30 protein-coding genes are annotated in these 26504 nt (G+C 64.4%); 23 read left to right on the top strand and 7 right to left on the bottom strand.

All coding sequences use genetic code 11. From position 1 onward, the window contains the following. The first annotated feature begins 4 nt into the window (after positions 1-4). The 4 genes from G4G27_RS21155 (at position 5) to G4G27_RS21140 (ending at position 3334) form a co-directional block, all read left to right on the top strand. Positions 5-592 carry a glutathione S-transferase N-terminal domain-containing protein gene (locus tag G4G27_RS21155; protein ID WP_183110465.1) on the top strand — a complete coding sequence of 196 codons (588 nt, stop codon included), beginning with the start codon at positions 5-7 and terminating at the stop codon, positions 590-592. Further along, positions 589-1362, top strand: coding sequence for a class I SAM-dependent methyltransferase (locus G4G27_RS21150; RefSeq protein WP_202049610.1), 774 nt, complete (start codon positions 589-591; stop codon positions 1360-1362). Before G4G27_RS21155 ends, G4G27_RS21150 begins: the two co-directional genes overlap by 4 nt. A 213-nt stretch (positions 1363-1575) precedes the next feature. Next, positions 1576-3003, top strand: a complete 1428-nt coding sequence (locus tag G4G27_RS21145) for a DEAD/DEAH box helicase (RefSeq protein WP_183110464.1) — start codon at positions 1576-1578, stop codon at positions 3001-3003. A gap of 64 nt (positions 3004-3067) precedes the next feature. Further along, positions 3068-3334 carry a hypothetical protein gene (locus G4G27_RS21140; RefSeq protein ID WP_183110463.1) on the top strand — a complete coding sequence of 89 codons (267 nt, stop codon included), beginning with the start codon at positions 3068-3070 and terminating at the stop codon, positions 3332-3334. Here G4G27_RS21140 and G4G27_RS21135 read toward each other — a convergent pair. Continuing rightward, the gene (locus G4G27_RS21135) at positions 3331-3996 is read right to left on the bottom strand and encodes a nitroreductase family protein (protein ID WP_183110462.1); all 666 of its coding nucleotides are present in this window, start codon (positions 3994-3996) and stop codon (positions 3331-3333) included. The genes G4G27_RS21140 and G4G27_RS21135 overlap by 4 nt on opposite strands. Positions 3997-4100: 104 nt before the next feature. On the opposite strand from G4G27_RS21135, the gene G4G27_RS21130 reads away from it, so the two are divergent. From G4G27_RS21130 to G4G27_RS21120, 3 genes are all read left to right on the top strand, one after another. Next, positions 4101-5273: an acetyl-CoA C-acetyltransferase gene (locus tag G4G27_RS21130; protein ID WP_183110461.1), complete on the top strand. Its 1173-nt coding sequence runs from the start codon at positions 4101-4103 to the stop codon at positions 5271-5273. Between the two features lie 140 nt (positions 5274-5413). Next, positions 5414-6196 (top strand): SDR family NAD(P)-dependent oxidoreductase, encoded by a 783-nt coding sequence (locus tag G4G27_RS21125; RefSeq protein WP_183110460.1) that lies wholly within the window; start codon positions 5414-5416, stop codon positions 6194-6196. 189 nt (positions 6197-6385) lie between these two features. Then, the gene (locus tag G4G27_RS21120) at positions 6386-6733 is read left to right on the top strand and encodes an acyl-CoA thioesterase (protein WP_345940658.1); all 348 of its coding nucleotides are present in this window, start codon (positions 6386-6388) and stop codon (positions 6731-6733) included. A gap of 20 nt (positions 6734-6753) precedes the next feature. Here the strand turns inward: G4G27_RS21120 and G4G27_RS21115 are convergent, their stop codons facing one another. Continuing rightward, entirely contained in the window at positions 6754-7233 is a 480-nt protein-coding gene (locus G4G27_RS21115; protein WP_244624445.1) for a MarR family winged helix-turn-helix transcriptional regulator, read from the bottom strand. Between the two features lie 62 nt (positions 7234-7295). On the opposite strand from G4G27_RS21115, the gene G4G27_RS21110 reads away from it, so the two are divergent. After that, positions 7296-8828, top strand: coding sequence for an FAD-dependent oxidoreductase (locus G4G27_RS21110; protein ID WP_183110459.1), 1533 nt, complete (start codon positions 7296-7298; stop codon positions 8826-8828). Positions 8829-8835: 7 nt separating this feature from the next. Here G4G27_RS21110 and G4G27_RS21105 read toward each other — a convergent pair whose 3' ends face one another. Next, positions 8836-9792 carry a VOC family protein gene (locus tag G4G27_RS21105; RefSeq protein ID WP_202049609.1) on the bottom strand — a complete coding sequence of 319 codons (957 nt, stop codon included), beginning with the start codon at positions 9790-9792 and terminating at the stop codon, positions 8836-8838. 696 nt (positions 9793-10488) lie between these two features. Next, positions 10489-10647 carry a VanZ family protein gene (locus G4G27_RS21100; protein ID WP_183110457.1) on the bottom strand — a complete coding sequence of 53 codons (159 nt, stop codon included), beginning with the start codon at positions 10645-10647 and terminating at the stop codon, positions 10489-10491. A 377-nt stretch (positions 10648-11024) separates the two neighbouring features. On the opposite strand from G4G27_RS21100, the gene G4G27_RS21095 reads away from it, so the two are divergent. After that, positions 11025-11681, top strand: coding sequence for a DUF4240 domain-containing protein (locus tag G4G27_RS21095; protein ID WP_183110456.1), 657 nt, complete (start codon positions 11025-11027; stop codon positions 11679-11681). A gap of 51 nt (positions 11682-11732) precedes the next feature. Here the strand turns inward: G4G27_RS21095 and G4G27_RS21090 are convergent, their stop codons facing one another. Beyond that, on the bottom strand, positions 11733-12515 hold the full coding sequence (locus tag G4G27_RS21090; RefSeq protein ID WP_183110455.1) for a crotonase/enoyl-CoA hydratase family protein: 783 nt from the start codon (positions 12513-12515) through the stop codon (positions 11733-11735). Positions 12516-12537: 22 nt separating this feature from the next. Next, positions 12538-14088, bottom strand: coding sequence for an acyl-CoA synthetase (locus G4G27_RS21085; RefSeq protein WP_183110454.1), 1551 nt, complete (start codon positions 14086-14088; stop codon positions 12538-12540). A gap of 130 nt (positions 14089-14218) precedes the next feature. Between G4G27_RS21085 and G4G27_RS21080 the strand changes: the two genes are divergently transcribed. Both G4G27_RS21080 and G4G27_RS21075 read left to right on the top strand, forming a co-directional pair. Beyond that, positions 14219-14653: a PaaI family thioesterase gene (locus G4G27_RS21080; protein ID WP_183110453.1), complete on the top strand. Its 435-nt coding sequence runs from the start codon at positions 14219-14221 to the stop codon at positions 14651-14653. Further along, on the top strand, positions 14653-15051 hold the full coding sequence (locus G4G27_RS21075; RefSeq protein WP_183110452.1) for a PaaI family thioesterase: 399 nt from the start codon (positions 14653-14655) through the stop codon (positions 15049-15051). Before G4G27_RS21080 ends, G4G27_RS21075 begins: the two co-directional genes overlap by 1 nt. Before the next feature lie 27 nt (positions 15052-15078). Here G4G27_RS21075 and G4G27_RS21070 read toward each other — a convergent pair whose 3' ends face one another. Next, positions 15079-16251 carry a PQQ-dependent sugar dehydrogenase gene (locus G4G27_RS21070; RefSeq protein ID WP_183110451.1) on the bottom strand — a complete coding sequence of 391 codons (1173 nt, stop codon included), beginning with the start codon at positions 16249-16251 and terminating at the stop codon, positions 15079-15081. A gap of 185 nt (positions 16252-16436) precedes the next feature. Between G4G27_RS21070 and rimP the strand changes: the two genes are divergently transcribed. The 12 genes from rimP to rpsO all read left to right on the top strand — a co-directional run bounded on the left by rimP (position 16437) and on the right by rpsO (position 26404). Next, on the top strand, positions 16437-17021 hold the full coding sequence (rimP, locus tag G4G27_RS21065) for a ribosome maturation protein RimP (protein WP_183110450.1): 585 nt from the start codon (positions 16437-16439) through the stop codon (positions 17019-17021). After that, the gene (gene nusA / locus G4G27_RS21060; protein ID WP_183110449.1) at positions 17021-18646 is read left to right on the top strand and encodes a transcription termination factor NusA; all 1626 of its coding nucleotides are present in this window, start codon (positions 17021-17023) and stop codon (positions 18644-18646) included. Before rimP ends, nusA begins: the two co-directional genes overlap by 1 nt. Next, the gene (locus tag G4G27_RS21055) at positions 18646-18885 is read left to right on the top strand and encodes a 4-oxalocrotonate tautomerase family protein (RefSeq protein ID WP_183110448.1); all 240 of its coding nucleotides are present in this window, start codon (positions 18646-18648) and stop codon (positions 18883-18885) included. Before nusA ends, G4G27_RS21055 begins: the two co-directional genes overlap by 1 nt. Positions 18886-18963: 78 nt before the next feature. Next, entirely contained in the window at positions 18964-19701 is a 738-nt protein-coding gene (locus tag G4G27_RS21050) for a DUF448 domain-containing protein (RefSeq protein WP_183110447.1), read from the top strand. Beyond that, the gene (gene infB / locus G4G27_RS21045; RefSeq protein ID WP_183110446.1) at positions 19698-22436 is read left to right on the top strand and encodes a translation initiation factor IF-2; all 2739 of its coding nucleotides are present in this window, start codon (positions 19698-19700) and stop codon (positions 22434-22436) included. Before G4G27_RS21050 ends, infB begins: the two co-directional genes overlap by 4 nt. Before the next feature lie 29 nt (positions 22437-22465). Then, on the top strand, positions 22466-22891 hold the full coding sequence (locus G4G27_RS21040; protein WP_183110445.1) for a PaaI family thioesterase: 426 nt from the start codon (positions 22466-22468) through the stop codon (positions 22889-22891). Beyond that, entirely contained in the window at positions 22888-23289 is a 402-nt protein-coding gene (gene rbfA, locus G4G27_RS21035) for a 30S ribosome-binding factor RbfA (protein WP_183110444.1), read from the top strand. Before G4G27_RS21040 ends, rbfA begins: the two co-directional genes overlap by 4 nt. Positions 23290-23467: 178 nt before the next feature. After that, complete coding sequence (locus G4G27_RS21030) at positions 23468-23938, top strand: hypothetical protein (RefSeq protein WP_183110443.1); 471 nt, start codon at positions 23468-23470, stop codon at positions 23936-23938. Next, positions 23938-24534 (top strand): thymidine kinase, encoded by a 597-nt coding sequence (locus G4G27_RS21025; protein WP_183110442.1) that lies wholly within the window; start codon positions 23938-23940, stop codon positions 24532-24534. The genes G4G27_RS21030 and G4G27_RS21025 overlap by 1 nt, the downstream gene beginning before the upstream one ends. Beyond that, the gene (locus G4G27_RS21020; RefSeq protein WP_183110441.1) at positions 24531-25214 is read left to right on the top strand and encodes a site-2 protease family protein; all 684 of its coding nucleotides are present in this window, start codon (positions 24531-24533) and stop codon (positions 25212-25214) included. The genes G4G27_RS21025 and G4G27_RS21020 overlap by 4 nt, the downstream gene beginning before the upstream one ends. A gap of 4 nt (positions 25215-25218) precedes the next feature. Then, on the top strand, positions 25219-26115 hold the full coding sequence (gene truB / locus G4G27_RS21015; protein WP_183110440.1) for a tRNA pseudouridine(55) synthase TruB: 897 nt from the start codon (positions 25219-25221) through the stop codon (positions 26113-26115). A 19-nt stretch (positions 26116-26134) separates the two neighbouring features. Further along, positions 26135-26404, top strand: coding sequence for a 30S ribosomal protein S15 (gene rpsO / locus G4G27_RS21010; RefSeq protein WP_183110439.1), 270 nt, complete (start codon positions 26135-26137; stop codon positions 26402-26404). Positions 26405-26504: the final 100 nt, after the last annotated feature.

Here is a 26504-nt window from a genome sequence, read left to right as displayed (position 1 = left end):
TCCAATGATATTGTTCTTCGCACCAGAATTCAGCAGCCTTGCCGACCATATCGCGCTGCTCGAGGCCGGAATTACGTTCGAGCTCTCCGAGGTCGATCTCGATTCAAAGCGTCTCGGCGATGGCAGCAGCTATCTCGCCGTCAATCCGAAAGGACAGGTGCCCGCGTTGCGCTTCGACGATGGCGAGGTGCTGACGGAGAATGTGGCGATCCTCGCCTGGATTGCCGACCGCGCCGCGCATCTCGCGCCGGCGGGGGCGCTCGGCAATTACCGGATGCTGGAGATGCTGAGCTGCATTGCCAGCGAGATTCACAAGCGCTTTCCGATCTATTTCTCGCTTCCCGAGGAGGCGCGCGAGGCGGTCGGCGACGATATCGTACGATGGTTCGGTTATCTCTGCCCGCGGCTCCAGCACGGTTATCTGTTCGGCGAGACGTTCGGCGTGGTCGATGCCTATCTGTTCGCGATGGCGCGTGGCGCACTGGCGATGGAATTACCGCTGGGCGATGCGTATCGCGACTATGTGGCGCGCGTCGAAGCGCGGCCTGCAGTGCAGGCGGCGCTGCGCCGTGAGCGTGGAAAGGCGCAATGATGGCTTTGGATCGCGCAGCTTTTTACGATGCTGAATTGCACCGGCACCAGGAACATTTTCGAGCCGCCCTCAAGATCGGTCTGCAGGATCGCGTGCTCGATATCGGCTGCGGCGGAGGGCAATCCACCCGGGATGCTGCCCGCGCCGCGGCGGAGGGAAGCGTGCTCGGCGTGGATGTGGCGGAGGACATGCTCGAAATTGCGCGCCGGCGCAGTGCGAAGGCGGGACTTCACAACGCCGCCTTCGAGCTGGGCGACGCGCAGGTGTATCGCTTTCCGGCGGCGTATTTCGACCTGTGCATCAGTCGTTTCGGGACGATGTTCTTCGCCGATCCGGTCGCCGCCTTCACTAATATCGGCCAGGCGATGCGCCCCGGCGCTCGTCTCGTAATGATGGTGTGGCAGGGTCGTAAGCAGAATGAATGGGCGATCGCCATCCAGCAGGCGCTGGCGCCGGCCCGAACCTCTTCGACACAGGCAAGCCCAGCATTTTCGCTCGCCGATCGGGCGGTCACCTCGCGCATTTTGACCGCAGCAGGCTTCGCCTCGATCGACTTTGCCGAGGTCCATGAACCGGTCTTTTACGGACCGAACGTCGATGCGGCGCACGACGCGGTGGTCGAGCTGTTCATGCAGGACAGCTTTACCGATACGCACTCGACAGCGGACAAAGCCCACCAACGGCTACGCGCCTTGCTGGATGTGCACGCGACCGCCGACGGAGTCCTATTTGACTCTCGTGCCTGGATTGTGACCGCGCGCAGGGTATAGAGCCGCCGCCGACCATCTTGCCCAGATTGACATTTTGCAGCGCAGCATCTACATAGCGCCCATCGAGGCGTCATGCAGCGTGATTGGATCCGCAAGGTTCCGGCTCCGCCTCGGTCGTTTTTAACAGGCTTCCCTTTTCACGCGGGGTGTCACCATCCCCGCCATTGGTGCGTCGATTCGACGCGCCTTGGCCGATTCAGGCTATCCATACTCATGTCTTTCGCACATCTCGGCCTTGCCGAACCCCTGGTCCGCGCTCTCGAAGCAAAGGGCTACACCACCCCCACCCCAATCCAGAAGCAGTCGATCCCGACTCTCCTCGAAGGCCGCGACCTGCTCGGCATCGCGCAGACCGGCACCGGCAAGACCGCCGCATTCGTGCTGCCGTCGATCCAGCGTCTGGTCAACGAAGAGAAGCGCGTGCTGCCGACGCATTGCCGCATGCTCGTACTCGCCCCGACGCGCGAACTGGCCAGCCAGATCGCCGATAGCGCGCGCGATTACGGGAAGTTCTCCAAAATGTCGGTCGCGACCGTGTTCGGCGGCACCAGCATCAACAAGAACCGTCAGGACATGGCACGCGGCGTCGACATTCTGGTCGCCACGCCGGGCCGCCTGCTCGACCTGATCGAGCAGCGCTTCGTCAGCCTGGCGACGCTGGAGATCCTCGTCCTCGACGAAGCCGACCAGATGCTCGACCTGGGCTTCATCCATGCGCTGCGCAAGATCGTCCGGATGCTGCCCAAGCAGCGCCAGACCCTGTTCTTCTCGGCGACGATGCCCAACGCGATCCGCGAGCTGGCCGACCAGTTCCTCAAGGATCCGGTGACCGTCAAGGTCGCGCCGGTTTCGACTACCGCCGAGCGCGTCGACCAGCATGTCACCTTCATCAACCAGGCCGAGAAGCAGGCGCTGCTGACCATCCTGTTGCGCGACGAAGCCGTCGAGCGAGCGCTGGTGTTTACCCGCACCAAGCATGGCGCCGACCGCGTCGTGAAGCTGCTTGGCCATGCCGGGATCGCCGCCAACGCGATCCATGGCAACAAGAGCCAGCCGCAGCGCGAGCGGGCGCTGGCCGAGTTCAAGGCGGGCAAGGCCAAGGTGCTGATCGCGACCGATATCGCCGCGCGCGGTATCGACGTGACTGGCGTCAGCCATGTGTTCAACTTCGAACTGCCCAATGTGCCCGAGCAATATGTCCACCGCATCGGCCGGACCGCACGGGCCGGCGCGAGCGGCGTGGCGATCAGCTTCTGCGCGAGCGACGAGCGGCCATATCTGCGCGACATCGAGAAGCTGACGCGGGTCAAGCCCAACGTGATGGAATTGCCCGAGGGCTTCACCGCAGAGGCGGCGAAAATCAAGGCCAACCGCCCGGCCGGTGCCGATGACGAGCGCCGCCGCGACGACAGCGGCCGTCACCGCGCGCCGCCGCGCGCAACGCATGCCGCGCGTCCGACCGGTCAGCGCGCCGAGGGTGCCGGTCGTCCAGGTGGTGGCCGTCCCGAGGGTGCGGGTCGTCCGGCTGGCGGCCATCGTCCCGGTGGCCCGGGCCGTTCCGGCGGCAATGCCGGCCGTCCTGCGGGCGGCGGTCCACGCCGCCAGCATTCGGGCGGCGGACGTCGTTCGCCAGCGGCTTGACGTCATAAGGGATACCAGCGGCGTCCCGGGTGTTTGGTTCAGGGTGAACCCTGAGGAGAGCATCATGGACGTCGCCATCACTCCAGCCGCCGAACGGATCGCCCGGGTGCTTGCCGGCCGGCGCATCAGCGCCAATGCCGACGGCGACGAAGACTCCGCCCGCGATCTGGTGGAACGGGCCTGGAAAGACCATCTCGACGATGCGGTCGCCGTGCTGCACACGCTACGCGCGCCCGACGAGGCGATGGCCGCGGCCGGAGACCCGGCGGTGTGGGAACGCATGATTCTGGTCGCGATCGAGGAAGCCAGACCGCGAACCGTGGTGCTTTAGCTCCGTACCGACAGCCATTCCTCTTCCGGAGCCCGTGAACTGCGCAAGCGGTTGGCGGGCTCTTCTGTATCTTCATAACCGATCGCCATGCCGCAAAAGAGCATGCGCTCGGCCGGCGTGCCGAGGAACGACGTGATCGTCCCGGGATACATCGCCCAGCATTCCTGCGGACAGGTCGCAAGCCCCGCTTCGACCGCCAGCAGCATGACATTCTGCAGATACATGCCGAGATCGGCCCATTGCGGCGGCCCCATCTGACGGTCGACGGTGCAAAACAGGGCGGCCGGCGCGCCGAAGAACCGAAAGTTGCGCGCGAACCACATGCGCCGTGCCGCCCTGTCCTCACGCGGAATGCCGATCTCCCCATACATCGCCTCACCGACCGCGAAGCGACGGTCGCGATAGGGGGCGGAGAGCGGTGCCGGATAGATCTGATAAGCTGGCTCTTCGGTCTCGCCGGCGATCAGTTTCGCCGCGACGATCGCCTTGAGCTCAGCCAGCGGCGCACCGCTGAGCAGGTCGACATGCCAGGGCTGCAAATTGCCGCCGGTCGCAGCTCGTGCGGCCTTTGTCACCACGTCGCGCAGCAACTCCGCATCGACCGGCGTATCGAGGAAACCGCGCACCGATCGGCGTGCCGCTACGGCTTCGGACACTTTCATCGGGGACTCTCCGCTTCGGGCAATGAGGCTGTTCGCGCGACCCTTGCCGAGCACGCCGGATTGAGCAAGAGAGGTTGCAAATTGGGACTTATAGGAGAGTCGGAATGGCCGAGGCATATATCGTGGATGCGGTTCGCACCGCCGGCGGCAGGCGCGGCGGCAAGCTTGCCGGCACGCATCCGGTCGACATGGCGGCGCATGTCCTCGACCAGTTGATCGAGCGCACGGGACTTGACGGCGCGGCGGTCGACGACGTGATCATGGGCTGTGTCAGCCAGGGCGGCCAGCAGGCCGGTCAGGTCGGTCGCAACGCCGTGCTTGCCGCGAAGAACCTGCCCGACAGCGTGCCCGCCGTATCGATCGACCGTCAGTGCGGGTCATCGCAACAGGCAATCCAGTTCGCTGCCCAGGCGGTCTTGTCGGGCACGCAGGACATCGTCATCGCCGCCGGCGTGGAAAGCATGACGCGCGTGCCGATGGGATCGACCGCGATGCTCCACATGAAGGAAGGGTTGGGCAATTATAGGTCGCCGCGCCTGGAAGCGAAATATCCCGGCATCATGTTCAGCCAGTTTATGGGCGCGGAGATGATCGTCAAGAAGCACGGCTTCAACCGCGAGCAACTCGACACATTCGCATTGGAAAGCCACAAGCGCGCGATCGCCGCGACCGAAAGCGGCGCGTTCGAGCGCGAGATCGTTGCCATCGATGTCGAAACGCCCGACGGGATCGAAAGCCATCGCCGCGACGAAGGCATCCGCTACGACGCGACGCTCGAATCGATCGGTTCGGTGAAGCTGCTGCAGGAAGGCGGCGCGATCTCCGCCGCGAATGCCAGCCAGATCTGCGACGGCGCGAGCGCAGTGATGATCGTCAGTGAGGCCGCGCTCAAGGAGCATGGCCTCACCCCGATCGCACGCATCGTCAACCTGACGGTGACCGGCGGCGATCCGGTGATCATGCTCGAGGAGCCGCTGTTCGCGACCGACCGGGCGCTGAAGCGCGCAGGCATGAAGATCGAGGATATCGACCTGTATGAGGTCAACGAAGCGTTCGCCCCGGTGCCGCTCGCCTGGCTCAAGCATGTCGGCGCCGACCCCGCCAAGCTCAACGTCAATGGCGGCGCGATCGCGCTCGGCCATCCGCTCGGCGCGTCGGGCACCAAGCTGATGGCAACCCTGGTCAACGCGCTGCGCACGCGCGGCAAGCGTTACGGCCTGCAGACGATGTGCGAAGGTGGTGGCATCGCCAATGTGACGATCGTCGAACGGCTTTAACCAACCAAAACCCGTCACCCTGAACTCGTTTCAGGGTCCATGCGCGGTCATCCGCCAAACGGACATGGTCGTGGATCAACTGACCGCGCCTGGATGCTGAAACAAGTTCAGCATGACGTCCATTTTAGGGAGAGGACATCATGAAACTCGACAACACCATCGCAGCCGTCGTCACCGGCGGCTCTTCCGGCCTTGGCGAAGCGACCGCGCGCGCGCTCGCGGCCAAGGGCGTCAAGGTCGCGATCTTCGACCTGCAGGCGGAAAAAGGCGAGAAGGTCGCTGCCGATATCGGCGGCATCTTCTGTGAAGTGAACGTGACCTCGGACGAGAGCGTCGATGCCGGCTTCGCCAAGGCACGCGCCGCGCATGGGCAGGAAAGCGTTCTCGTTTGCTGTGCCGGCACCGGCAATGCGGTGAAGACCGCGAGCCGGTCGAAGGAAGATGGCAGCATCAAGCATTTCCCGCTCGCTGCGTTCGACTGGCTTATCCAGATCAATCTGGTCGGCACGTTCCGCTGCGTCGCCAAGTCGGCGGCGGGCATGCTGACGCTCGACCCGGGTGACGATGGCGAGCGCGGCGCGATCGTGATGACCGCGAGCGTCGCCGCCGAGGACGGCCAGATCGGCCAGGCCGCTTACTCCGCGTCGAAAGGCGGCGTGGTCGGCATGACCCTGCCAATCGCGCGCGACCTGATGAGCGAGGGAATTCGCGTCAACACGATCCTGCCCGGCATTTTCAACACGCCACTGATGCAGGGCGCGCCGCCACCGGTAAAGGACGCGCTCGCCGCCAGCGTGCCATTCCCCAAACGGCTCGGCAACGCGCCTGAATACGCCCACCTCGCGCTGACCATGATCGAGAACAGCTATTTCAACGGCGAGGATGTGCGTCTGGACGGCGCGATCCGCATGGCGCCGCGCTAAGCCGCGCGCTATACGTCACCGGTCGGTTCGGGTGCCGTCGAAAACGCTGCATCGAGACGGCGTTGCGATGGTGCGCGGAGCGAACGGACAAGGGGGAGACGACCGATCGCACGACCAGAACCATGGCGGCTAGACCCCGCCAGCTATCCGCATAGCGAAGCCATCCAGACCCGGTTCCAGGATTTGGACGTGCTCGGCCATATCAACAATGTCGCGATGGCGGCGCTGTTCGAGAGCGGACGGGTGCGTTTCAACAAGGCGATGGACCTGTCGGGCTGGCACGGTCATCGCTGGCTCGTCGCCAAGGTCGAGATCAACTATCTCGCCGAGGGGCATTTCCCTGGCGATGTCGAGATCGCAACCGGGGTGGGCGATATCGGCACGCGTAGCTGGTACCTGCTGTCGACAGCGTTCCAGAACGGCGAACCGATCGCGACCTGCGACACGGTGATCGTGATGAGCGGCGGCGTGAACGCGACCGCGCTCCCGCTCGAGTTTCGCGCGGGACTCGAGGCACATCGCATCCGGCGGGGATGAACCGGAGCCGGCGATGGTCTTCACGTCGAAGCGGCAATCGCAGCCGGCGCCGCGCTGAACCCGTCGGCCAGCATCCGCATCAACCGTAGCAGTTCGTCGAAGTCACTGCGGCTCCAGTCCTGGAACAGCGCCAGGGCCATGCGTTCGCGTGCCTTATCGACGGCATCGGTGGCGATCTTGCCCTGTGGCGTGATCACCGCTTCGCGCACGCGGCGGTCTGTCGTGCCGGCACGGCGGCTTACCAGCCCGAGCTCTTCGAGTCGCGCTACCTGCCGGCTGACGGTGGTATAGTCGCGCCCCACCCGCCCCGCGAGATCGACCACGCCGATCGGGCCGAGACGCTCGACCAACACGATGAGCGGAAACAGCGCGCGTTCGAATGACAGCCCCGCCGCTTCAAGCATCGCCGCGTCATTTTCGGGCCGGTTCATCACGCTCACGATATCGATCAGCGAGCGATGCAGTTCGGGCAAGGCAGCCGATATATGTGTATTATGCACTTTATTTATTGACACGCATCGCCTCCGGCTTGATATGTGCATCATACACATAGGAGGCTGATATGGAAGACCGGGACTCGATCGAGGTGCTGATCTGCGGCGCCGGTGCCGCCGGACTCATACTAGCGGTCGATCTGGCGCGGCGCGGAGTATCGTTCCGGTTGATCGACAAGCTCGCCGGGCCGTTTGCCGGGTCGCGCGGCAAGGGCATCCAGCCGCGCACACAGGAGGTATTCGAGGATCTGGGTATCATCGACCGGATCGCCGCGGCCGGCAGCCATTATCCGCCGCTGCGCGACCATCATGACGATGGCGGCTCCACCGACTCGCAAAATATCGTTATCGCACCGCCGAGCGCCGGAGAACCATACCGCACGCCGCTGATGGTCCCGCAGTACCGGACCGAGGCGGTGCTGCGCGAGCGGCTGGCCGAATTCGATGCCGCGCCGGACTATGGACGCGAACTCCAGGCGTTCGCACAGGACGCCGACATGGTCACCGCGCAGGTGGCGGGGCCAGACGGCATCGAGACGATCCGCTGTCGTTACCTGGTCGGCGGCGATGGCGGGCGGTCCTTCGTTCGGCAAGCGCTGCAGCTCGGCTTTTCGGGCATGACGCTTGGCGTGCGGGCGATGGTCGCCGATCTCGTGCTCGATGGCCTGACGCGCGACGCGTGGCACCGGTTTAACGAAGGCGATATGGCGCGGCAAATCTCGTTCTGCCCGTTGCCGCATAGCGACCTATTCCAGCTCCAGGCGCCGATCCCGATCGATGGTGAGACCGATCTGTCGGTGGCCGGCCTTCAGGCGTTCATCGATGCGCGTTTGCCCGGTGACACCGTCACCGTGCGCAACGTCCTCTGGGCATCGGCCTATGGCATGAACGCGCGCCTCGCCGATCATTATCGGGTTGGCCGCGTGCTCCTGATGGGGGACGCCGCGCATGTCCATCCGCCGACCGGTGGTCAGGGCCTGAACACCAGCGTGCAGGACGCCTATAATCTCGGCTGGAAACTCGCGGCCGTGCTGGCGGGCGCGCCTGACGCATTGCTCGACACCTATGAAGAGGAACGCCGCCCGATCGCAGCCGCGATGCTCGGCATGACCACCGACCTGCTGGAAAAGGCCAAGCAAGGCGATATGCGGCGCGGCCGAGATGTCCATCAACTCGATCTCGGTTATCCCGGATCGTCGCTGTCGCTGGACTTGCCTGACCGGCAGGAGGGTGTGCGATCCGGCGACCGCGCGCCGGACGCATTGCTCCATGGCGCCGGGGGCCAGCCCCTTCGGCTGTTCGATCTGTTCCGGGGACCGCATTGGACGTTGATCGCCCGCAGTGTCGATGCCGCCTCTCTGCCGCCGGCGAGCCCCAGCCTGCACGTCTACCGAACCGGCGCGGACGGTGAATTTCACGACCACGAGGATCAGTTGGCCGCCGCTTATGGCTTGGTCGACGGCGCCCTGCTGCTTGTCCGCCCGGACGGCTATATCGGCGCGCGGGCCACCGTCGCGGACAGTGACCGGATCGCGGACTATCTGAAGACCGTGCAGGTCAGCGGCGCAGAACTCGAGCCGCGAGGCATGCAACGCGAGTGAGCGGGGTTCAGGCCCCGCCGCACGGTCCGGCGGCTTTTGCCGGCAGCGCGTGGAATTCGATCACCATGCCAAGATCATCCCGCGTCGGTGCGAGGAATGAGTCGCCCGACAGGCCGGGATAGCGCGACAGCTTGCGCTCATAACCGCGTTCGGCCCAGCGCTGCGCCCGACCGAGATCGGTCGCGCCGAAACTGACCCCCAGCACGCGCGCGCCGCCACTTGCCACGACATCGGCTGCAACACCCGCGCCATCGGGCTGCAGAAGCAGCAATGCGGTGGGGCCGACAGGGACGCAGAACCCCTTTGCGCCGACTACGGGCAAGCGCACAGGAACCGCCTTGCCATAGCCCATCCGTTCGAGCTGCTGACGGTCGGGATCGGCATCCGGCGAGACCAGCCAGATCGCGGAGAGCTCGTGCGCACTGTTGGGATGGTCACGACTCACGCGATAGTCGTCCGCGTTGGTCGGATCAGCCTGATCCGGCGCGTAACCGGCGTTATAGTCGATGAAAAAGGTGTTGCTGGACAACGGCGGACGATCGAACGCGAACAGCCGCCAGCCCGGCTTCGCGCTATCCGGACCGGAGAACATTTGCGTCACCGGATAACCGAGCGCCTTGAGCGAAGCCTGGATCGTGTCGAGCCGCGACGAACGGAAGCCGAAGGTTCGCGCGCCCGGACCATCCTTGAGCGCGACCCGATCCTCCTTCATGCCCGGATCATATTGCGGGTCGGACCGGGTGACGCCGAGCAACTCCATGAAGCTGGTATCGGCGAAGCGGATATAGCGGTTGGCCACGCCGCCGGGGTTGCGCCCCGCACGAACCTGGAAGCCGAGTTTCACCGCCATGATCGACGTGACCTCGTCGATGCTGCGGCCCCAGAGCAGGACATGATCGAGCCGCGTTTCGGGCGCAGCGGGCGCCGAGGTCGCCGGCGCGGAGGCACCGATCGTCAGAAACATGGCCGACGCCAAAAGGAATGATCTCACCTGTATTATCTCCCGCGCCAGTTGAGCGCTCGTGCCAAATTCAGGTCAGGCGGTCGATGACCTCCAAGGTCATGACCTTGGGGATGCCGGATATGATCGTCAAAGCGACGCGCTGGCTGATGGTCATGTCAAAGAGCGCGGCGGCGGTGCCGATCGGGGCGTGCTAGCCGCTGGATCGGCGGGGTTGAATCGGCGGCATGTTCCGCCTGGAGAGCCGCAGCGTTCCGATCCCGAATTCCCGTGGCTACGGGAAGGCTGACGGGAAGATGCTTTTTTGAGCGCGCGACGGGAATTTACGGGAAAACTACGGGAATTTCGATCGAGCCGCACGGGGGTTTCGGGCGAGCTCTACGGGAGGATCGGGAATAATTGGGATGACGATCATACCTGCTCGCTTTCGGGTCCGCTCGATTCAATGGTCGGTCGGATGGGTTTTGCCGATGGCGCAGAATATACGCCGAAGGACCGACATGACGACGCAAGCGAGCGAGGTGAATCGGTCTTAGCACCATAGTCGTCATGCCAACGCAGGCTGGCATCTCACTGCGAGATTCGATGCGCGCGCCCGATAGCCTGAGACCCCAGCCCTCGCTGGGGTGTCGTCATTTGGCTGTGTCGGCCCGCCCCCATCTGACCGATCACGCGGGCGCCCCGCCTATGCCGCCCGCGTCAGGTTTCGGCGGCATCCTCATCAGATGGCGTGGTCAGGCGATAGGGGATTGAAAGCAGCGGATAGGCGACCATTCCGCCGATCAGCGACGCGACCAGATCGGACGGATCGAAGGTGCGTCCGGGCATCCAGATCTGCGCAACCTCGTAAGCGGTCATTGCGACGATGCTGCCGGCGACAAGCCTCGACGGAGTGGCGTCGACGGTGTGGCCCTTCACGACCGCGAAGATCAGGGCGATGAGGATGACTGCAACGGCATTGGGCGCCGATCACCGACCTCGACCCGAAACGCGCCAGCCAGGCGGCTCGCAATCCCAGCTCCATCCGCCCGGTGAAAGCGATGACAGGAAGGAGAACAAGGATGTAGGCAAGCCTGCGGCTTATCGGCAACGACGGCATATGCGGCAGACTTTCATGTCAGACGGTAGTGACAGGATTGCGGTGAAGGCGCACGTGAATTGATCATCCACGCGAGGCCTTCGCACACGCATCGCAACCAACTAACGATAGTCGGGCCGATCAACGAAGGGACGACATGAAAGTCTTTGCCACTTGTTTCGCTCTGATCCTCACAGTGGCGATCCTGACGCTTGGCTTTGCCAATGGTGCAAAGGCGAAGACCAGGGCACCCGAGACGCCGCCGGCTGCCATTGTGATCGATGCCGGTCCGCTCAGCAAAGCCGGCTTTTGGGCCTTGATCGATCATTCCGCAGCATTCGAAGCCGACCCTCCTGCTCAACTGGCGGATTTGCGCGCTTCGCTGGCGCATCTGACGCCTGCCCAGATCGTCGATTTCGAGCGGCATTTCGATGAAACGATGCGGCAGTCCTATTCGTGGGACCTGTGGGGCGCTGCCTATTTGTCGAACGGCGGCGCGTCCGATGACGGTTTCGAATATTTCAGATGCTGGCTGATTTCCAAAGGGCGTGCCGCCTTTGAGGACGTGTCAGCCCGTCCGGATGCACTGGCCGATATTCTGGCACCGGGGGTCGGCAATGGCGATATCGAATTCGAAGCGCTTGCTTATGTCGCGCGCGAAATATGGGCCGCAAAGACGGGCCGTGATTGGAACGAGATGCCGGTCATTGCCAATATGGCTTACGATGCCGAGCCGGCTGGCGCCCGGTTCAGCGAATCGCCCGCCGAGTTGGCCAGGCGTTATCCAAATCTCTGGAAGCGTTTTGGCCGTTAGCGCTTTGCCTCGGCGCGACTGACCCGGCCAGCAACCTTACGCCGATCGGTCCTAATCCCGGAAAACCGGCGCGCGTTTTTCCATATTGGCCATCACGGCCTCGACCTGATTGGGCTGGCGGATCACCTTTAGCTGCTCAACCGTCTCGGCCTCGAGCATCGTTGCCGGATCGGCATCGTGCGCCATGTTGCACAGCCGCTTCGCGCCGCGCACCGCATGCGGGTTACGCGAAGCGATCTCGACCGCGAGCGTCATCGCGGCGGCGCGGGGATCGTCGGCGATGTGCGAGATGAAACCGTAACCGAGCGCGTCATCGGGGCCGAATTCGCGCGCCGTATACGTCAGCTCGCGCAGCACATCGTCACGCACCAGGCTGCGCCACAATGGGAAGCCGCCCATGTCGGGAACCAGCCCCCAATGCAGTTCGCGGATCGCGAAGCGCGTACCCGGCGCGGCAATGCGGATATCGGCGCCCGACATGATCTGGAACCCCCCGCCGAGCGCGACACCGTGCACCGCGGCGATCACCGGCATGGGCAATCTGCGCCAGCCGATCGAGACCTGCTGTACGAGATTGGCGCCATCCCAGGGGCGCGACGACAATTCGAGCCCCGAACCGCCGCTGGCCATGCTGCCCATGTCGAGACCGGCGCAGAAACCGCGCCCCTCACCCGACAGAATCGCGACGCGTACATCATCCATGCCGGCAAGCCGATCGATCGCGTCGGCAATGCCCTGAAACATCGCCGGGTCGATCGCGTTCATCTTGTCGGCACGAGTCAACCGGACATCGGCAATATGGTCGGTCACGGTGATGGATACGCGGTCGTTCATAAAATCTCCGATGGATGGTCGCCTAGACGATCCGGCTGCCGCTCTCGCCCCAATAACGATCGCGGAGCAACCTTTTGTATAATTTACCCGTCGCATGGCGGGGCAATTCCTCGGCGAAGTCGATCTGCCGCGGGGTCTTCACACCCGACAGCTCGGCGCGGCACCAGGCGGTCAGTTCGGCGGCGAGATCCGGCCCGGCCTCCGCCATGTCGACCGGCTGCACCACCGCGATGACGCGTTCGCCCATTTCCGCGTCCGGCCCGCCGATCACCGCGACATCGGCGACGCGCGGGTGAGTGATCAGGCGGTTCTCGATCTCCTGCGGATAGATGTTCACCCCGCCCGAGATGATCATGAAGCTCTTGCGGTCAGTGAGATAGAGGAAGCCATCGGCATCGATCCGCCCGATATCGCCGAGCGTGGTCCAGCCCTGCGCATTGCGCGCCTCGGCGGTCTTGGCCGGGTCGTTGTGATATTCGAACACACCGCCGCCTTCGAAATAGATCAGCCCCTCTTCGCCGGGACCAAGCTCCTCGCCCGCTTCGTCGCAAATGTGCAGCGCGCCATAGGCCGCCTTGCCGACCGAGCCGGGATGCGCGAGCCATTCGGCCGAATTGATCGTCGTCAGGCCATTCCCTTCCGACCCGGCATAATATTCGAACAGCACCGGCCCCCACCAGTCGATCATCGCCTGTTTGATGGGCACCGCGCACGGCGCCGCGGCATGGATCGCGACCTTCAGGGTCGACAAATCGTGGCGGGTGCGTGCGGCTTCGTCGAGTTTCAGCATGCGCACGAAATGCGTCGGGACCCATTGGCTCGCGGTGATGGCGTAACGCTCGATCGCGGCGAGCGCGGATTCGGGGGTGAAGTGCTGCATCATCACCACTGTGCCGCCGAGCCGCATCACGGTCATCGACCAGCGGAGCGGCGCGGCGTGATAGAGCGGCGCGGGGCTGAGATAGATCGTGTCGGGGCCAAGGCCATAGAGCCCTTGCGCGAGCATCATCAGCACGTTGGGCGCAGCAATCGCCGGATCCTCGGGCAGCGCCACGCGTACGCCCTTGGGCCGGCCGGTGGTGCCCGAGGAATAGAGCATGTCGACGCCGGCGCGTTGGTCGGCGATCGGCGTATCGGGCATCGCCGCGACCGCCGCGCGCCAGTTCTCCCAGCCGGGCCCATCTTCCGAGCCGGCCAGGCCGCCGATCGCCAGCCCGATACACCCCGACAGGTCGACCTTCTCCGCGATGTCGGCCAGCGCCGCTGACGCGATAAGCATTTTCGCCCCGGAATCGCGCAGGATATAATCGACCTCCGGCGCGGTCAGTTTCGACGAGATGCAGACATAGAACAGCCCCGAACGCTGGGCCCCCCAGGCGACGTCATAGAATTCGGGGATATTGTCGAGGAACAGCGCGATCGTATCGCCCGCCACCAGTCCGCGGGCACGGAACAATTGTGCGGCCCGGTTCGAGCGGCGATCGAGTTCTCCATAGCTGACCGTCTCGCCAGTCTCGGCGACGATTAGCGCAGGCTTGTCGGGAGTCGCCGCACCATGGACGCTGGGATGCACCCGTCTCTCCTCGTTTTGTTTTGCAACTGAATGCTAGACGGCACCGTTACGCCCCGCAACGTCGGAATTACCGTTGTGCCGATCGGCTGCACCGCTTGCCTTGGGCGTATCGCGGTGTAGAGCGCGCATCATGACCACCGGCTTCGTCTTCGATCCCGAACGCTTCCTGCAGAGCGGTGCCGGCGGACATGGCCGCCATCTCGGCCTGCATTACCATGCGCATGGCCCGGACTGGGTCGAACTGGCTTTGCCCTATAGCAAGGAACAGATCGGTGACCGGGCAAGCGGCGTAATCGCGTCGGGCCCGATCCTGTCGATGATGGACATGGCGACGAGCATGTCGGTGTGGCTCAAGCTCAACGCGTTCCGCCCGCATGCCACGCTTGACCTGCGCGTCGATTATCTGCGCCCCGCGACACCCGGCAAGACGGTGATCGGACGCGGCGAATGCTATCGCCTGACCCGCTCGATCGCGTTCGTGCGCGGCACCGCGCATGACGGCGACCCGGACGATCCGCTGGCGCATGTCGCGGGCACCTTCATGGCGCCGGAGGGCTATCGCTGATGCTGCCGCCCTATGCCGACCTGCTCGGGCTGACCGTCGATCCCGAGCTGAGTGATGCAGCACCGGTGCTGATCATGCCGTTCCGTGATGAGGTGCTGGGGCGGCCCGGCTTCCTGCATGGCGGCGCGATCAGCGGGCTGATGGAGATGGCGGCGATCGCCGCGCTCCAGCATGCGTTGGCGGCCGAGGAAGGCGCCAAAGATTCCCGGGGACGGATCAAGCCGATCAACGTCACGGTCGATTTCATGCGCGGCGGCCGCGACAAGCCGACTCGCGCGCAGGGTGTCGTCACCAGGCTCGGCACCCGCGTCGCCAATGTCGAGGCGACGGCCTGGCAGGACGACCCGACTAGGCCGATCGCCGCGGCGCGGATGAACTATCTGATCGCGCGGGAATAGGTTGCTCCTCCCCGTGCCGGGGAGGATTTAGCCCTTCGGCGTCAGTTTGATCAGCCGGCCTTGGGACCCGTCGTCGCCATCCTCGAGCACCCAGATCGCGCCGTCGGGACCCTGTTCGACCTCGCGGATGCGCGCGCCCATGTCCCATTGGTCGCCTTTCTTCGCGTTGGTGCCGTCGAGATCGACGCGCAGCAGAGCGCGTGACGACAGGCCGCCGAGGAACGCATCGCCTTTCCAGGCCGGGAACAGATCGCCCGAATAGATCATCAGCCCAGCGGGGGAGATCGACGGGTTCCACCACATTTTGGGGGCTTCGAAACCGTCGCCGGGCTTGTGGTCGGGAATGTCGCGACCGTCATAATGGCTGCCGTTCGAAACCTTGGGATATCCGTAGTTCTTGCCCGCGACGATCAAATTGGCCTCGTCGCCGCCCTTCGGGCCCATTTCCTGTTCCCACAAGTTACCCGCCGAATCGAACGCGATGCCGAGCAGGTTGCGGTGGCCATAGGACCAGACGGCCGGGTCGAAGCCCTGCGCGGCAAGTGGATTGCCCGGCGCCGGCTTGCCGTCCGGCGTCAGGCGCAGCACCTTGCCGAGTGTGGCCTTGGGGTCCTGCGCAGGGTCGAATTTCTGTCGCTCGCCATTGGTGAAGAAGAGATATTGGCCATCGGGCGAAAAGACGATGCGGCCCGAATAATGGCCGTCGCCCTCGACATAGGGGTGTGCGCGGAAGATCACCGTGACGTCCTCCAACAGCGGCGTGCCGTGACTCGAATCATCGGCGCCGTCTGCGGTTATGCCATAATATGCACCGACGTAAGTCAGCCGACCCCGTGCCAACGCCACGCCTTTCCCACCCGCCCCTTTCTCCGAAAAACTGAAATAAACCAGCCGGTCTTTCGCGAAGCCGGGCGAAAGCACCACGTCCATCAGTCCGCCCTGCCCGTCGCTATCGACTGGCGGAACGCCTTCGACGGTCTCGGATTGCCAGCTGACGACCGAGAGCAGCTTGAGCGCTCCGGATTTTTCCGTCACCAAAATCCCCCGCTCATCGGGCAAGAAAGTCATCGCCCATGGCGAGTCGAAATCGGCCATGACCGTCTTAATAAAGGGCAAGCTGCCGCTCGTCGTTGCGGGCGCGGCCTGATTCGCGCTGCAGGCGATCAGCGCTATCGGCAGGCTCAGGTACAGCAGGCGCATATCGTCTCTCCGGTCGATCGGTTGGGCGGGACAATGCGGGGCCACGCTGCCGAATGCGCGGCCCGCTTGCCAGTCTTGTGCGATCCGCCTATATCGCACTCGCGCTTTCTCTACATCGTTGATTGATGAAGAGGCTGCGGGCTCCGGCTCGCGGCGGCGACGAGACGTATTCATTCGGAGAGCAGATGGCGGATCTCGCCAAATTGACGGCCCTGATCGAACCCGAGGCACAGGCTTTGGGTTTCGACCTGGTGCGCGTGAAATTGTTCGGCGGCGCCGGCGATATCACGCTGCAGGTGATGGCCGAGCGACCCGACACGCGCCAGCTGACGATCGACGATTGCGCCGAATTGTCGCGTCGCATTTCCGACCTGCTCGACGAGGCCGACCCGATCGAGAGCGAATATCGCCTGGAAGTGTCCTCACCGGGAATCGACCGGCCGCTGACGCGGCTGAGCGACTTCGGCGACTGGGAAGGGCATGAGGCGCGCATCGTGCTGACCGCACCGGTCGAGGGCCGCAAGCAGTTGACCGGCAATCTCGCCGGGGTCGAGGGCGGCCGCATCACGATCGACGTCAACAAGCATGTGCCGATGACGATCGGGTTCGACCAGGTCGCCGATGCGAAATTGCTGTTCACCGACCGGCTGCTCGCCGCGACCCGGCCGCTGTCGACCGAAGGCGCGGACGAGGAAGAATTCGAAGACTTTACCGACAACGAAGGCGCGCTTGAGGCCGCCGATACCAACACCAGTGAAGGGCAAGATTGATGGCCACTGCCGTTTCCGCCAACAAGGCAGAATTGATCGCGATCGCGAATGCCGTCGCGACCGAAAAGATGATCGATCGCGCGATCGTGATCGAGGCGATGGAAGACGCGATTCAACGCGCCGCGCGCGCCCGTTACGGCGCCGAAAACGACATCCGCGCCAAGCTCGATGCGAACACCGGCGACCTTCGCTTGTGGCGCGTCGTCGAAGTGGTCGAGGCGGTCGATGACTATTTCAAGCAGGTCAATCTGAAGGAAGCGCAGAAGCTGCAGCCCGGCGCGGTGGTCGGCGACTATATCGTCGATCCGCTGCCCCCGATCGAGTTCGGCCGCATCGCCGCACAGGCCGCCAAGCAGGTGATCTTCCAGAAGGTCCGCGACGCCGAGCGCGAGCGCCAGTTCGAGGAATTCAAGGACCGCATGGGTGAGATCATCACCGGCGTGGTCAAGCGCGTCGAATTCGGTCACGTCGTGGTCGATCTAGGCCGCGCCGAGGGCGTGATCCGTCGCGACGCGCAGATCCCGCGCGAAGTGGTTCGCGTCAACGACCGCATCCGCAGCCTGATCCTCAACGTGCGCCGTGAGAATCGCGGGCCGCAGATTTTCCTGAGCCGCGCGCATCCCGACTTCATGAAGAAGCTGTTCGCGCAGGAAGTGCCGGAAATCTATGACGGCATCATCGAGATCAAGGCCGCCGCGCGCGATCCGGGCAGCCGCGCCAAGATCGGCGTGATCAGCCATGACTCCAGCATCGATCCGGTCGGCGCCTGCGTCGGCATGAAGGGCAGCCGCGTTCAGGCCGTCGTGCAGGAAATGCAGGGCGAAAAGATCGACATCATCCCCTGGTCGCCCGACACCGCGACCTTCGTCGTCAACGCGCTGCAGCCGGCATCGGTCAGCCGCGTGGTGATCGATGAGGAAGAGGATCGCATCGAAGTCGTCGTTCCCGACGATCAGCTTTCGCTCGCGATCGGCCGTCGCGGCCAGAATGTCCGCCTCGCCAGCCAGTTGACCGGCAAGGCGATCGACATCCTGACCGAAGCCGACGCATCGGAGAAGCGCCAGAAGGAATTCGCCGAGCGTACCGAGATGTTCCAGACCGAGCTCGACGTCGATGAGACGCTGGCTCAGCTGCTCGTCGCCGAAGGCTTTGGCGCGCTGGAAGAGGTCGCTTATGTCGAGGCCGAGGAAATCGCCGGAATCGAAGGATTCGACGAGGATCTCGCCGCCGAGCTGCAAAGTCGTGCGACCGAGGCGCTCGAGCGCCGCGAGGAAGCCAACCGCACGCTGCGCCGCGAAATGGGCGTGTCGGACGATCTGGCGGCCATGCCGCATCTCAACGAAGCGATGCTGGTCACGCTGGGCAAGGCCGGCATCCTGACGCTCGACGATCTCGCCGATCTGGCGACCGACGAGCTGGTGCAGAAGAAGCGCCAGGAACAGCGCCGCCGCGCCGAGAGCGAGAACAAGCGCCCCGAAGACAAGGGTGGTGTGCTCGGCGAATATGGTCTTTCGGACGAGCAGGGCAACGAGATCATCATGGCCGCCCGCGCGCATTGGTTCGAAGATGAGGAGGCTCCGGCCCCCGCAGCACCTGCCGACGCGTCGGAGGGTGAAGAAGCCTGATGCCGTTCGTCAGCATCCGCATATCGGGCACCGCGACGCGCGATCAGAAAGCGGGGATCGTCGCCGACGTCACCGCTTCGCTGGTCTCGCGCCTCGGCAAGAACCCGGGCGCGGTGCAGATCGTGATCGAAGAGGTGTCGACGGAGAATTACGGTGCGGGCGGTCAGCTGATCGCCGATCGTGATGCGCCGAAGCCGGCACCGTCGAGGGAGGACGCGCATGCGGTTCCCTCACAATGACGCGCTAGGGCTACAGACATTCCCTTACTGCTCCGGACAGGCGCCGGGGTTCGCAGCGATGCGGGTGGAGGCGTGCGCATGACCGCCGCTGACCCGATTCGTCGCTGCATCCTGCTCGGCGACCGCGCGCCGCGCCATGCGCTGGTGCGGCTGGCCCTGTCGCCGGACGGCGACATTCTCCCCGACGTCCGCGCCAAGGCGCCAGGCCGTGGGGCGTGGATTGGCGTGACCCGGACAGAGCTCGAAACCGCGATCGCCAAGGGCAAGCTGAAAGGCGCGCTCGCGCGTGCTTTCAAGACCGGACCGATCATCGTACCCGACGACCTGCCGGCGAAGATCGAGGCCGCACTGGAACGTGCAGCACTTGACCGGCTCGGGCTCGAATCGCGTTCCGGCGGCTTGTTCTCGGGTTCGGACAAGATCGAAACCGCGGCGCGCGCGGGCAAGCTTCATTTGCTGCTGCATGCGTCCGACGCGGGCACTGACGGCAACCGCAAACTCGACCAGGCGTGGCGCGTCGGCAACGACGAAGAAGGCAGTGATCGCAGGGGGTTGGTTCTGCCGGTCCCGCGCACCATATTGGCCGTGGCACTAGGCCGCCAAAATGTGGTACATATAGGCCTGACTGATCCCGATGCGGCCAAGAGGGTGGGCGAAGCGCTCCACCGCTGGCTGCATTTCATCGGCCCTGACCCATCTCCCGTGCCTTGCGAAACGGCCTCGCAGGGCGCATCGCCGTCTGAATCCGGGAACGGAAACGACGCCGACGACCAAGTGAACGATCCGGCCGACGAGAATTACGAGGAATCCGAGTGAGCGATACGGACAACGAGAAGCCGAAACTGGTCATGCGCGCACCGCTGGGGGTGAAGCGCACGGTCGAGACTGGCCAGGTGAAGCAGAGCTTCAGCCATGGCCGCCAGAACACCGTGCAGGTGGAAGTGAAGCGCCGCCGTATCCTCGGTCCGGGAGCTACCCCGGCGGCTCCGGTCGCTGAGCCGGTCGCGGCCCCTGCGCCGGTAGCAGCGCCCGCGCCACGGGCACCCGCGCCCGCGCCGGTTTCTCCGGCCAATTCCCTGCTGTCGCGTCAGGAGCTTCAGACCAAGCTGCTGCGCGAAGCCGACGAATCGCGCATGAACGCGCTGGAGGAATCGCGCCGTCGCGAAGAGCGCGATCGCATCGAGGCGGCCGACGAAGCACGCCGTCGCGCCGAGGAAGCGCGCCTTGCCGGCGACGCCCCGGATTCGCCTGCTGCGCCCGAACCTGCGCCGACCCCCGAACCCGCACCGGTCGAGGCCGCGACGCCCGTTCCGGCGACGCCCGTTCCCGCGCCGGCCGCTGCTACTCCGGTGGCCGCTCCAACTCCCGCAGCCCCCGTTGCCGCGCCGGTGCCGGCCGCACCGCCCGCACCGATCGGGATCACGCTTGACCCGAGCATGCCGGCGCCACGCCGCTTCACGCCGGTCGCGCGCCCCGAACGCCCGCGTCCGCCACCCCCGCCGCCGCCCGCCGCCCCGGCAGCACCGGCGCCGGCCGCGACCGCCAATGCGAACAACAACAATGCGCCAGCGGCACCTGCCGGTGGCTTGATCAAGCGTGCCGGCGAGACCGTGCCGCGCACCGGCCTGCGCGATCGCAAGGGTGGCGACGATCGCCGCACCGCGGGCAAGCTGACCGTCAACCGCGCGCTTGGCGATGGTGACGGCGCACGCGCACGCAGCCTCGCCGCACTCAAGCGGGCACGCGAGAAAGAACATCGCCGTATGGGTGGCCCGCGCGAAGCGCAGGCCAAACAGATCCGCGACGTCGTCGTGCCGGAAGCGATCACCGTGCAGGAACTCGCCAACCGCATGGCGGAAAAGGGCGCGGACCTGGTCAAGGCGTTGTTCAAGATGGGCATGCCGGTCACGATCAATGAGACGATCGACCAGGACACGGCCGAGCTGCTGGTGACCGAATTCGGTCATAACATCACGCGCGTCAGCGATTCGGATATCGATCTGGCGATCGACACCGCGGAGGATGTGGACGGCGCCGCCGTGCCGCGTCCGCCGGTGGTGACGATCATGGGCCATGTCGATCACGGCAAGACCTCGCTGCTCGACGCGTTGCGTGGCACCGATGTGGTCAAGGGCGAGGCCGGTGGCATCACTCAGCATATCGGCGCGTATCAGGTCACGCTGAAGGACAAGTCGAAGGTCACTTTCCTCGACACGCCGGGCCATGAAGCCTTTACCGAAATGCGTGCGCGCGGCGCCAATGTGACGGATATCGTCGTGCTGGTCGTCGCCGCCGATGACGGGCTAAAGCCGCAGACGATCGAGGCGATCAACCACACCAAGGCGGCTGGCGTGCCGATGATCGTGGCGATCAACAAGATCGACAAGCCTGACGCCAACCCGCAAAAGGTGCGTGAGGCCCTGCTCCAGTACGAAGTGATCGTCGAGGAGATGTCGGGCGATGTGCAGGATGTTGAAGTCTCGGCGCTACAGAAGACCGGGCTCGACCAGCTGGTCGAAAAGATCCAGCTCCAGGCCGAACTGCTCGAATTGAAGGCCAACCCCGATCGCTCCGCCGAAGGCACCGTGATCGAGGCCAAGCTCGACAAGGGGCGTGGTCCGGTTGCGACGATCCTGGTCAGCCGTGGCACGCTGAAGGTCGGCGACGTGTTCGTCGTCGGCGCCGAAAGCGGCAAGGTCCGGGCGATGACCAACGACAAGGGTCAGCAGATCAAGGAAGCCGGCCCGTCGATGCCGGTCGAGGTTCTCGGCCTGTCCGGCGTGCCGCGCGCTGGCGATCCTTTCTCGGTGGTCGAGAACGAGGCACGTGCCCGCGAAGTCGCGGAATATCGCCAGAGCGTTATCACCAACAAGCGCACGACATCGGCCCCGGCCAGCCTGGAGAGCATGTTCTCCGCGCTCAAGGACAAGCAGGCGATCGAATATCCGCTGGTGGTCAAGGCCGACACGCAAGGGTCGGTCGAGGCGATCGTGTCGTCGATCAACAAGATCTCGACCGATGATATCAAGGCGCGCGTGCTTCATGCCGGCGTTGGCGGCATTACCGAGAGCGACGTGACGCTGGCCGGTGCCAGCGGCGCGCCGATCATCGGCTTCAATGTCCGTGCCAATGCCAAGGCGCGCGAGATTGCCGAACGCCAGAAGGTCGCGCTCAAATATTACGACGTGATCTACGACCTGATCGACGAGATCCGCTCGGGCATGGCGGGCGAGCTTGGCCCCGAGGCGTTCGAAACGGTTGTCGGCCGCGCCGAAATCCGCGAGGTCTTCTCGGCCGGCAAGCATGGCAAGGCGGCCGGTCTGCTGGTCACCGAAGGCACCATCCGCAAGGCGCTCAAGGCGCGCATCACGCGCGAGGATGTCATCATCTACCAGGGCGAAATCGCATCCTTGCGTCGCTTCAAGGACGATGTGGCGGAAGTCCGTGCGGGTCTGGAGTGCGGCGTGACGTTCACGCAGAACTTCGTCGACATCAAGCCGGGCGACTTCCTCGAAACCTTCGAAGTCGAACTGCGCGAACGGACGCTCTAGCCTGAGGCTGCGGGCGGAAAGGAAACATCATGTCGACGGTTTTCGACGACTTTCCGATTCCGCCCGCGTCCCGGCTGCTGGGCTGGAAGATCGAAGCGCTCGACCCTGCAGCGGGCACCGCGACGGTGAGCTTCGTGGCTGACGAGCGGTTCCTCAATCCGGGTGGGACCGTGCAGGGCGGCTTCGTTGCGGCAATGCTTGACGACACTCAGGGTCCGGCACTGCTCGCCGCAACCCATGGCGACGTGTATGCTCCGACGATCGATTTCCACGTGACCTTTTTGAAGCCCGCCAGGCCCGGTCGTTTCGTGGGCAAGGCGCGCGTCGTGAACGTCGGCAAGACGATCGCCGTGACCGATGCCGAACTGTTCGACAGCGAGGACCAATTGATCGCGCGTGGTACTTTTATTGGCCGGGTGATGCGCGGCGGAATCCCGCGGAGCCCGCAGACATGAAGACCGAAACACCCGAAACCCGTTTGGTCCGCGTCCTGCGCGTGGGTGAGCAGATGCGCCATACGCTGTCCGACATCCTGGCGCGCGGCGACGTGCATGACGAGACGCTGGCCAAGCATCTCGTCACCGTGACCGAAGTGCGCATGTCGCCCGACCTGCGTCATGCGACAGTGTTCGTGAAGCCGCTGCTCGGCAAGGAAGAGGAAGCGGTGCTCAAGGCGCTGCGCACTCACACGGCCTATCTGCAGCGCGAGGTCGCCGCGCGGGTGAAGATGAAATACGCCGCCAAACTAAAGTTCCTCGCCGACGAGAGCTTCGACGAAGGCAGCCATATCGATCAGCTGCTGCGCACGCCGCATGTGGCGCGGGATCTCGATACTGCTGGCGACGAAACCTAATCTGCTGCTGCGGTGCGAAATAGACACTCGGTCAGCGCTTACCTAAGCTGTCAACATGATGATCGTTTCTCCCATGCACCGCATTGTGCCTGCGTTGCTCGCGACGTTGTTGGTGCAGGCCTGCCAGGAAGGCGCGCCGCCACCGCTGGTCGATATCGATCTGCGCCGGGCGGTCGTGATGTCCATGATCGGCGAGGATAATCCAGTGCTATCTTCATGGGTCGCCAGCGATCCTTGCACCGATCTGCACGGCACGGAAATCAGCCTTTACGACGAAGCGACTCGCGTCGACCCCTGGAATATGGCCGCAATGCGCTTTGGATTGCGCGACGGACTGAAGGGTTGGCATGATCCAATCGATGAGAAGCGTCCGATCGATGCGGGGTCGGTAACGCGATTGGGCAGAGCCTCTGCGCGGGCGCTTCTGAAACTTCACGGCGCCCCCACTCCTCGCATCGTCAACAAGCAATGGCCAAAATCCTGCACCGCACATTTCTCACTGTCGGCTCCGGTTTATGCCGGCAATTTCGCATTCGTTGATAGCAGCAGCGTGTGCGGGGGCTGGTGCGGCGCTGGGGGCACGATGGCGCTGGAATATCGCAATGGGCGTTGGCAATTGGTAGCGACCCGCGCCACGTGGATGGCCTGATGGCCAAGCTCTATTTCTACTATGCCTCGATGAATGCGGGCAAATCGACCACCCTGTTGCAGGCCGATTTCAATTATCGCGAGCGCGGCATGCGGACGATCTTGTTCACCGCCGCAATCGACGACCGGTTCGAAGCGGGGACGGTCACTTCGCGCATCGGCCTTGGCGCGGACGCGATCGCGTTCGAGCGCGACACCGACCTGGTCGCCATCGTCCACCGCGCAGGCGAAGCGCTGCCGGCCTGTGTGCTGGTCGATGAGGCACAGTTCCTGACGGCAGCGCAAGTGGATCAGCTTGCCCTGCTGGCCGATACGCACGGCGTTCCGGTGCTGGCCTATGGTCTGCGCACCGATTTCCAGGGGCGGCTGTTCGAGGGATCGGCGCGGTTGCTCGCGATTGCCGATTCGCTGATCGAGATCAAATCGGTCTGCGCCTGCGGACGCAAAGCAACGATGAACCTGCGCGTCGATTCCGGTGGCCGCGCGATCGCCGAAGGGGCACAGACCGAGATCGGCGGCAATGACCGCTATATTGCGATGTGCCGCCGCCATTTTACCGAGGCGCTGGCTGCACCCCTGATCGAACGGATTCCATGAACGACCCCAACCTGCTTTATACGATTGCGGTCTGGCTGATCCCGTTAGTGATCGCGATCGTCTTCCATGAAGTCGCGCATGGCTATGTGGCGCGGATGTTCGGCGACACCACGGCGGAACGGAGCGGGCGGCTGACGCTCAACCCGATCCGCCATGTCGATCCGATCGGCACGGTCGTGCTGCCGCTGCTCCTTGCCGTGGCGAACGCGCCGATCTTTGGCTGGGCCAAGCCGGTGCCGGTGCTCGCGTCGCAGTTACGCAACCCGCGCGTTCATATGATGCTCGTCGCGCTGGCCGGACCCGCGACCAGTTTTGTGCTTGCCGCGCTGAGCGGACTGGCGCTCGGCGCAATGATCGCTGGGCTGGGTATTCCCCAGGCCGGCGTGATGCTCTTCGTCTTTCAAAATCTGGTCAACTTCATCCTAATCAACGTCTTTCTTGGGGTCTTCAACCTCATCCCTCTGCCACCGTTCGATGGCGGGCACGTTGTGCAGGGCCTGCTACCGCGCGCCGCCGCGATCCAGTATAGCAAACTTGCCCGGTTCGGCTTTCCGATCCTCCTCGTGCTGCTGCTCGTGCTGCCTGCCATCTCGCCGAGTGCGGACGTGATCAGACTGGTGATCGCGCCGGTCGCGTCGGCGGTGGCTCGCTTCTTCCTACCGGCCCAGATCGAGTTCTGACACGATGCATGGCTGGATCATCCTCGACAAGCCCGTCGGCCTGGGCTCGACCCAAGCCGTCTCCGCGGTCAAGCGCGCGTTGCGGGGTGGCGACTATGGCAAGTTCAAGGTCGGCCATGGCGGCACGCTCGATCCGCTCGCCTCGGGTGTGTTGCCGATCGCGGTGGGCGAGGCGACCAAGCTCGCCGGACGGATGCTCGACAGCGACAAGGTGTACGACTTCACTATAACCTTCGGCGTGCAGACCGACACGCTCGATGCCGAGGGCGTCGAGATCGCGACTTCGGAGGTGCGACCGATGCTGGCGCAGGTCGAAGCGGTGCTGCCGCGCTTCACCGGGCCGATCGATCAGGTGCCGCCAGCCTATTCCGCGCTGAAAGTCGATGGCGAACGGGCCTATGATCTGGCGCGTGCCGGCGAAGAAGTGGTGCTGGCGAGCCGGGCGGTGACGATCTACTCCCTTAGTTCCTCTCCGGCACAGAGTATCGGGGAAGAGCTAGAAAGCATCACCCTCACCGCCCATGTCTCCAAAGGAACCTATATCCGCAGCCTGGCGCGCGATATCGCACTGGCGCTCGGCACGGTCGGCCATGTGACGATGCTGCGCCGGATCGAGGCCGGGCCGTTCACCCTAGAAAATGCGATATCGCTGGACAAATTGGCTGAACTCGGTAATGCGCGCGGGCTTGAACAAATACTCCTGCCGTTGAGGGCGGGGCTGGACGACATCCCGGCTCTATCCCTCACCCCCGATCAGGCAGGGGCGCTCCGCCAGGGGCGTGTTCTGACCGGGATTGCCAGAGACGATGGCCTCCACTTCGCGGTGCTGGATGATATTCCGGTCGCGCTGGTCGAGGTTCAGGGCCAATCGGTCCATGTCGTGCGAGGCTTCAACCTATGACGATGTCGAAGGAAAATGCATGACGATCACCGCAGAGCGCAAGGACGCGCTCGTCAAGGAACATGGCCGCGTCGAAGGCGACACCGGCAGCCCCGAAGTCCAGGTCGCGATCCTCACCGAGCGCATCCGCAACCTGACCGAGCATTTCAAGGGCCACAAGAAAGACAATCATTCGCGCCGCGGGCTGCTGATGATGGTCAACAAGCGCCGCAGCTTGCTCGACTATCTCCGCCACAAGGATGGCGCGCGCTACACCGATCTCATCGCGAAGCTCGGGCTTCGCAAGTAACACGGACGGCCCCCGGAAGGGGGCCGTTTCGCTATTCGGCAACCGGCAATTCGGCCGGTTTCCCCGAACCCCCTTCCCGCCGAATGAACGGCCAGTGGAA

Origin of the sequence: Sphingomonas sp. So64.6b (assembly GCF_014171475.1) — a bacterium.
GTDB lineage: Bacteria > Pseudomonadota > Alphaproteobacteria > Sphingomonadales > Sphingomonadaceae > Sphingomonas > Sphingomonas alpina_A.
The sequence above is the reverse complement of the archived record's forward strand: the minus strand, read 5'-3'. Positions and strand labels throughout refer to the sequence as shown.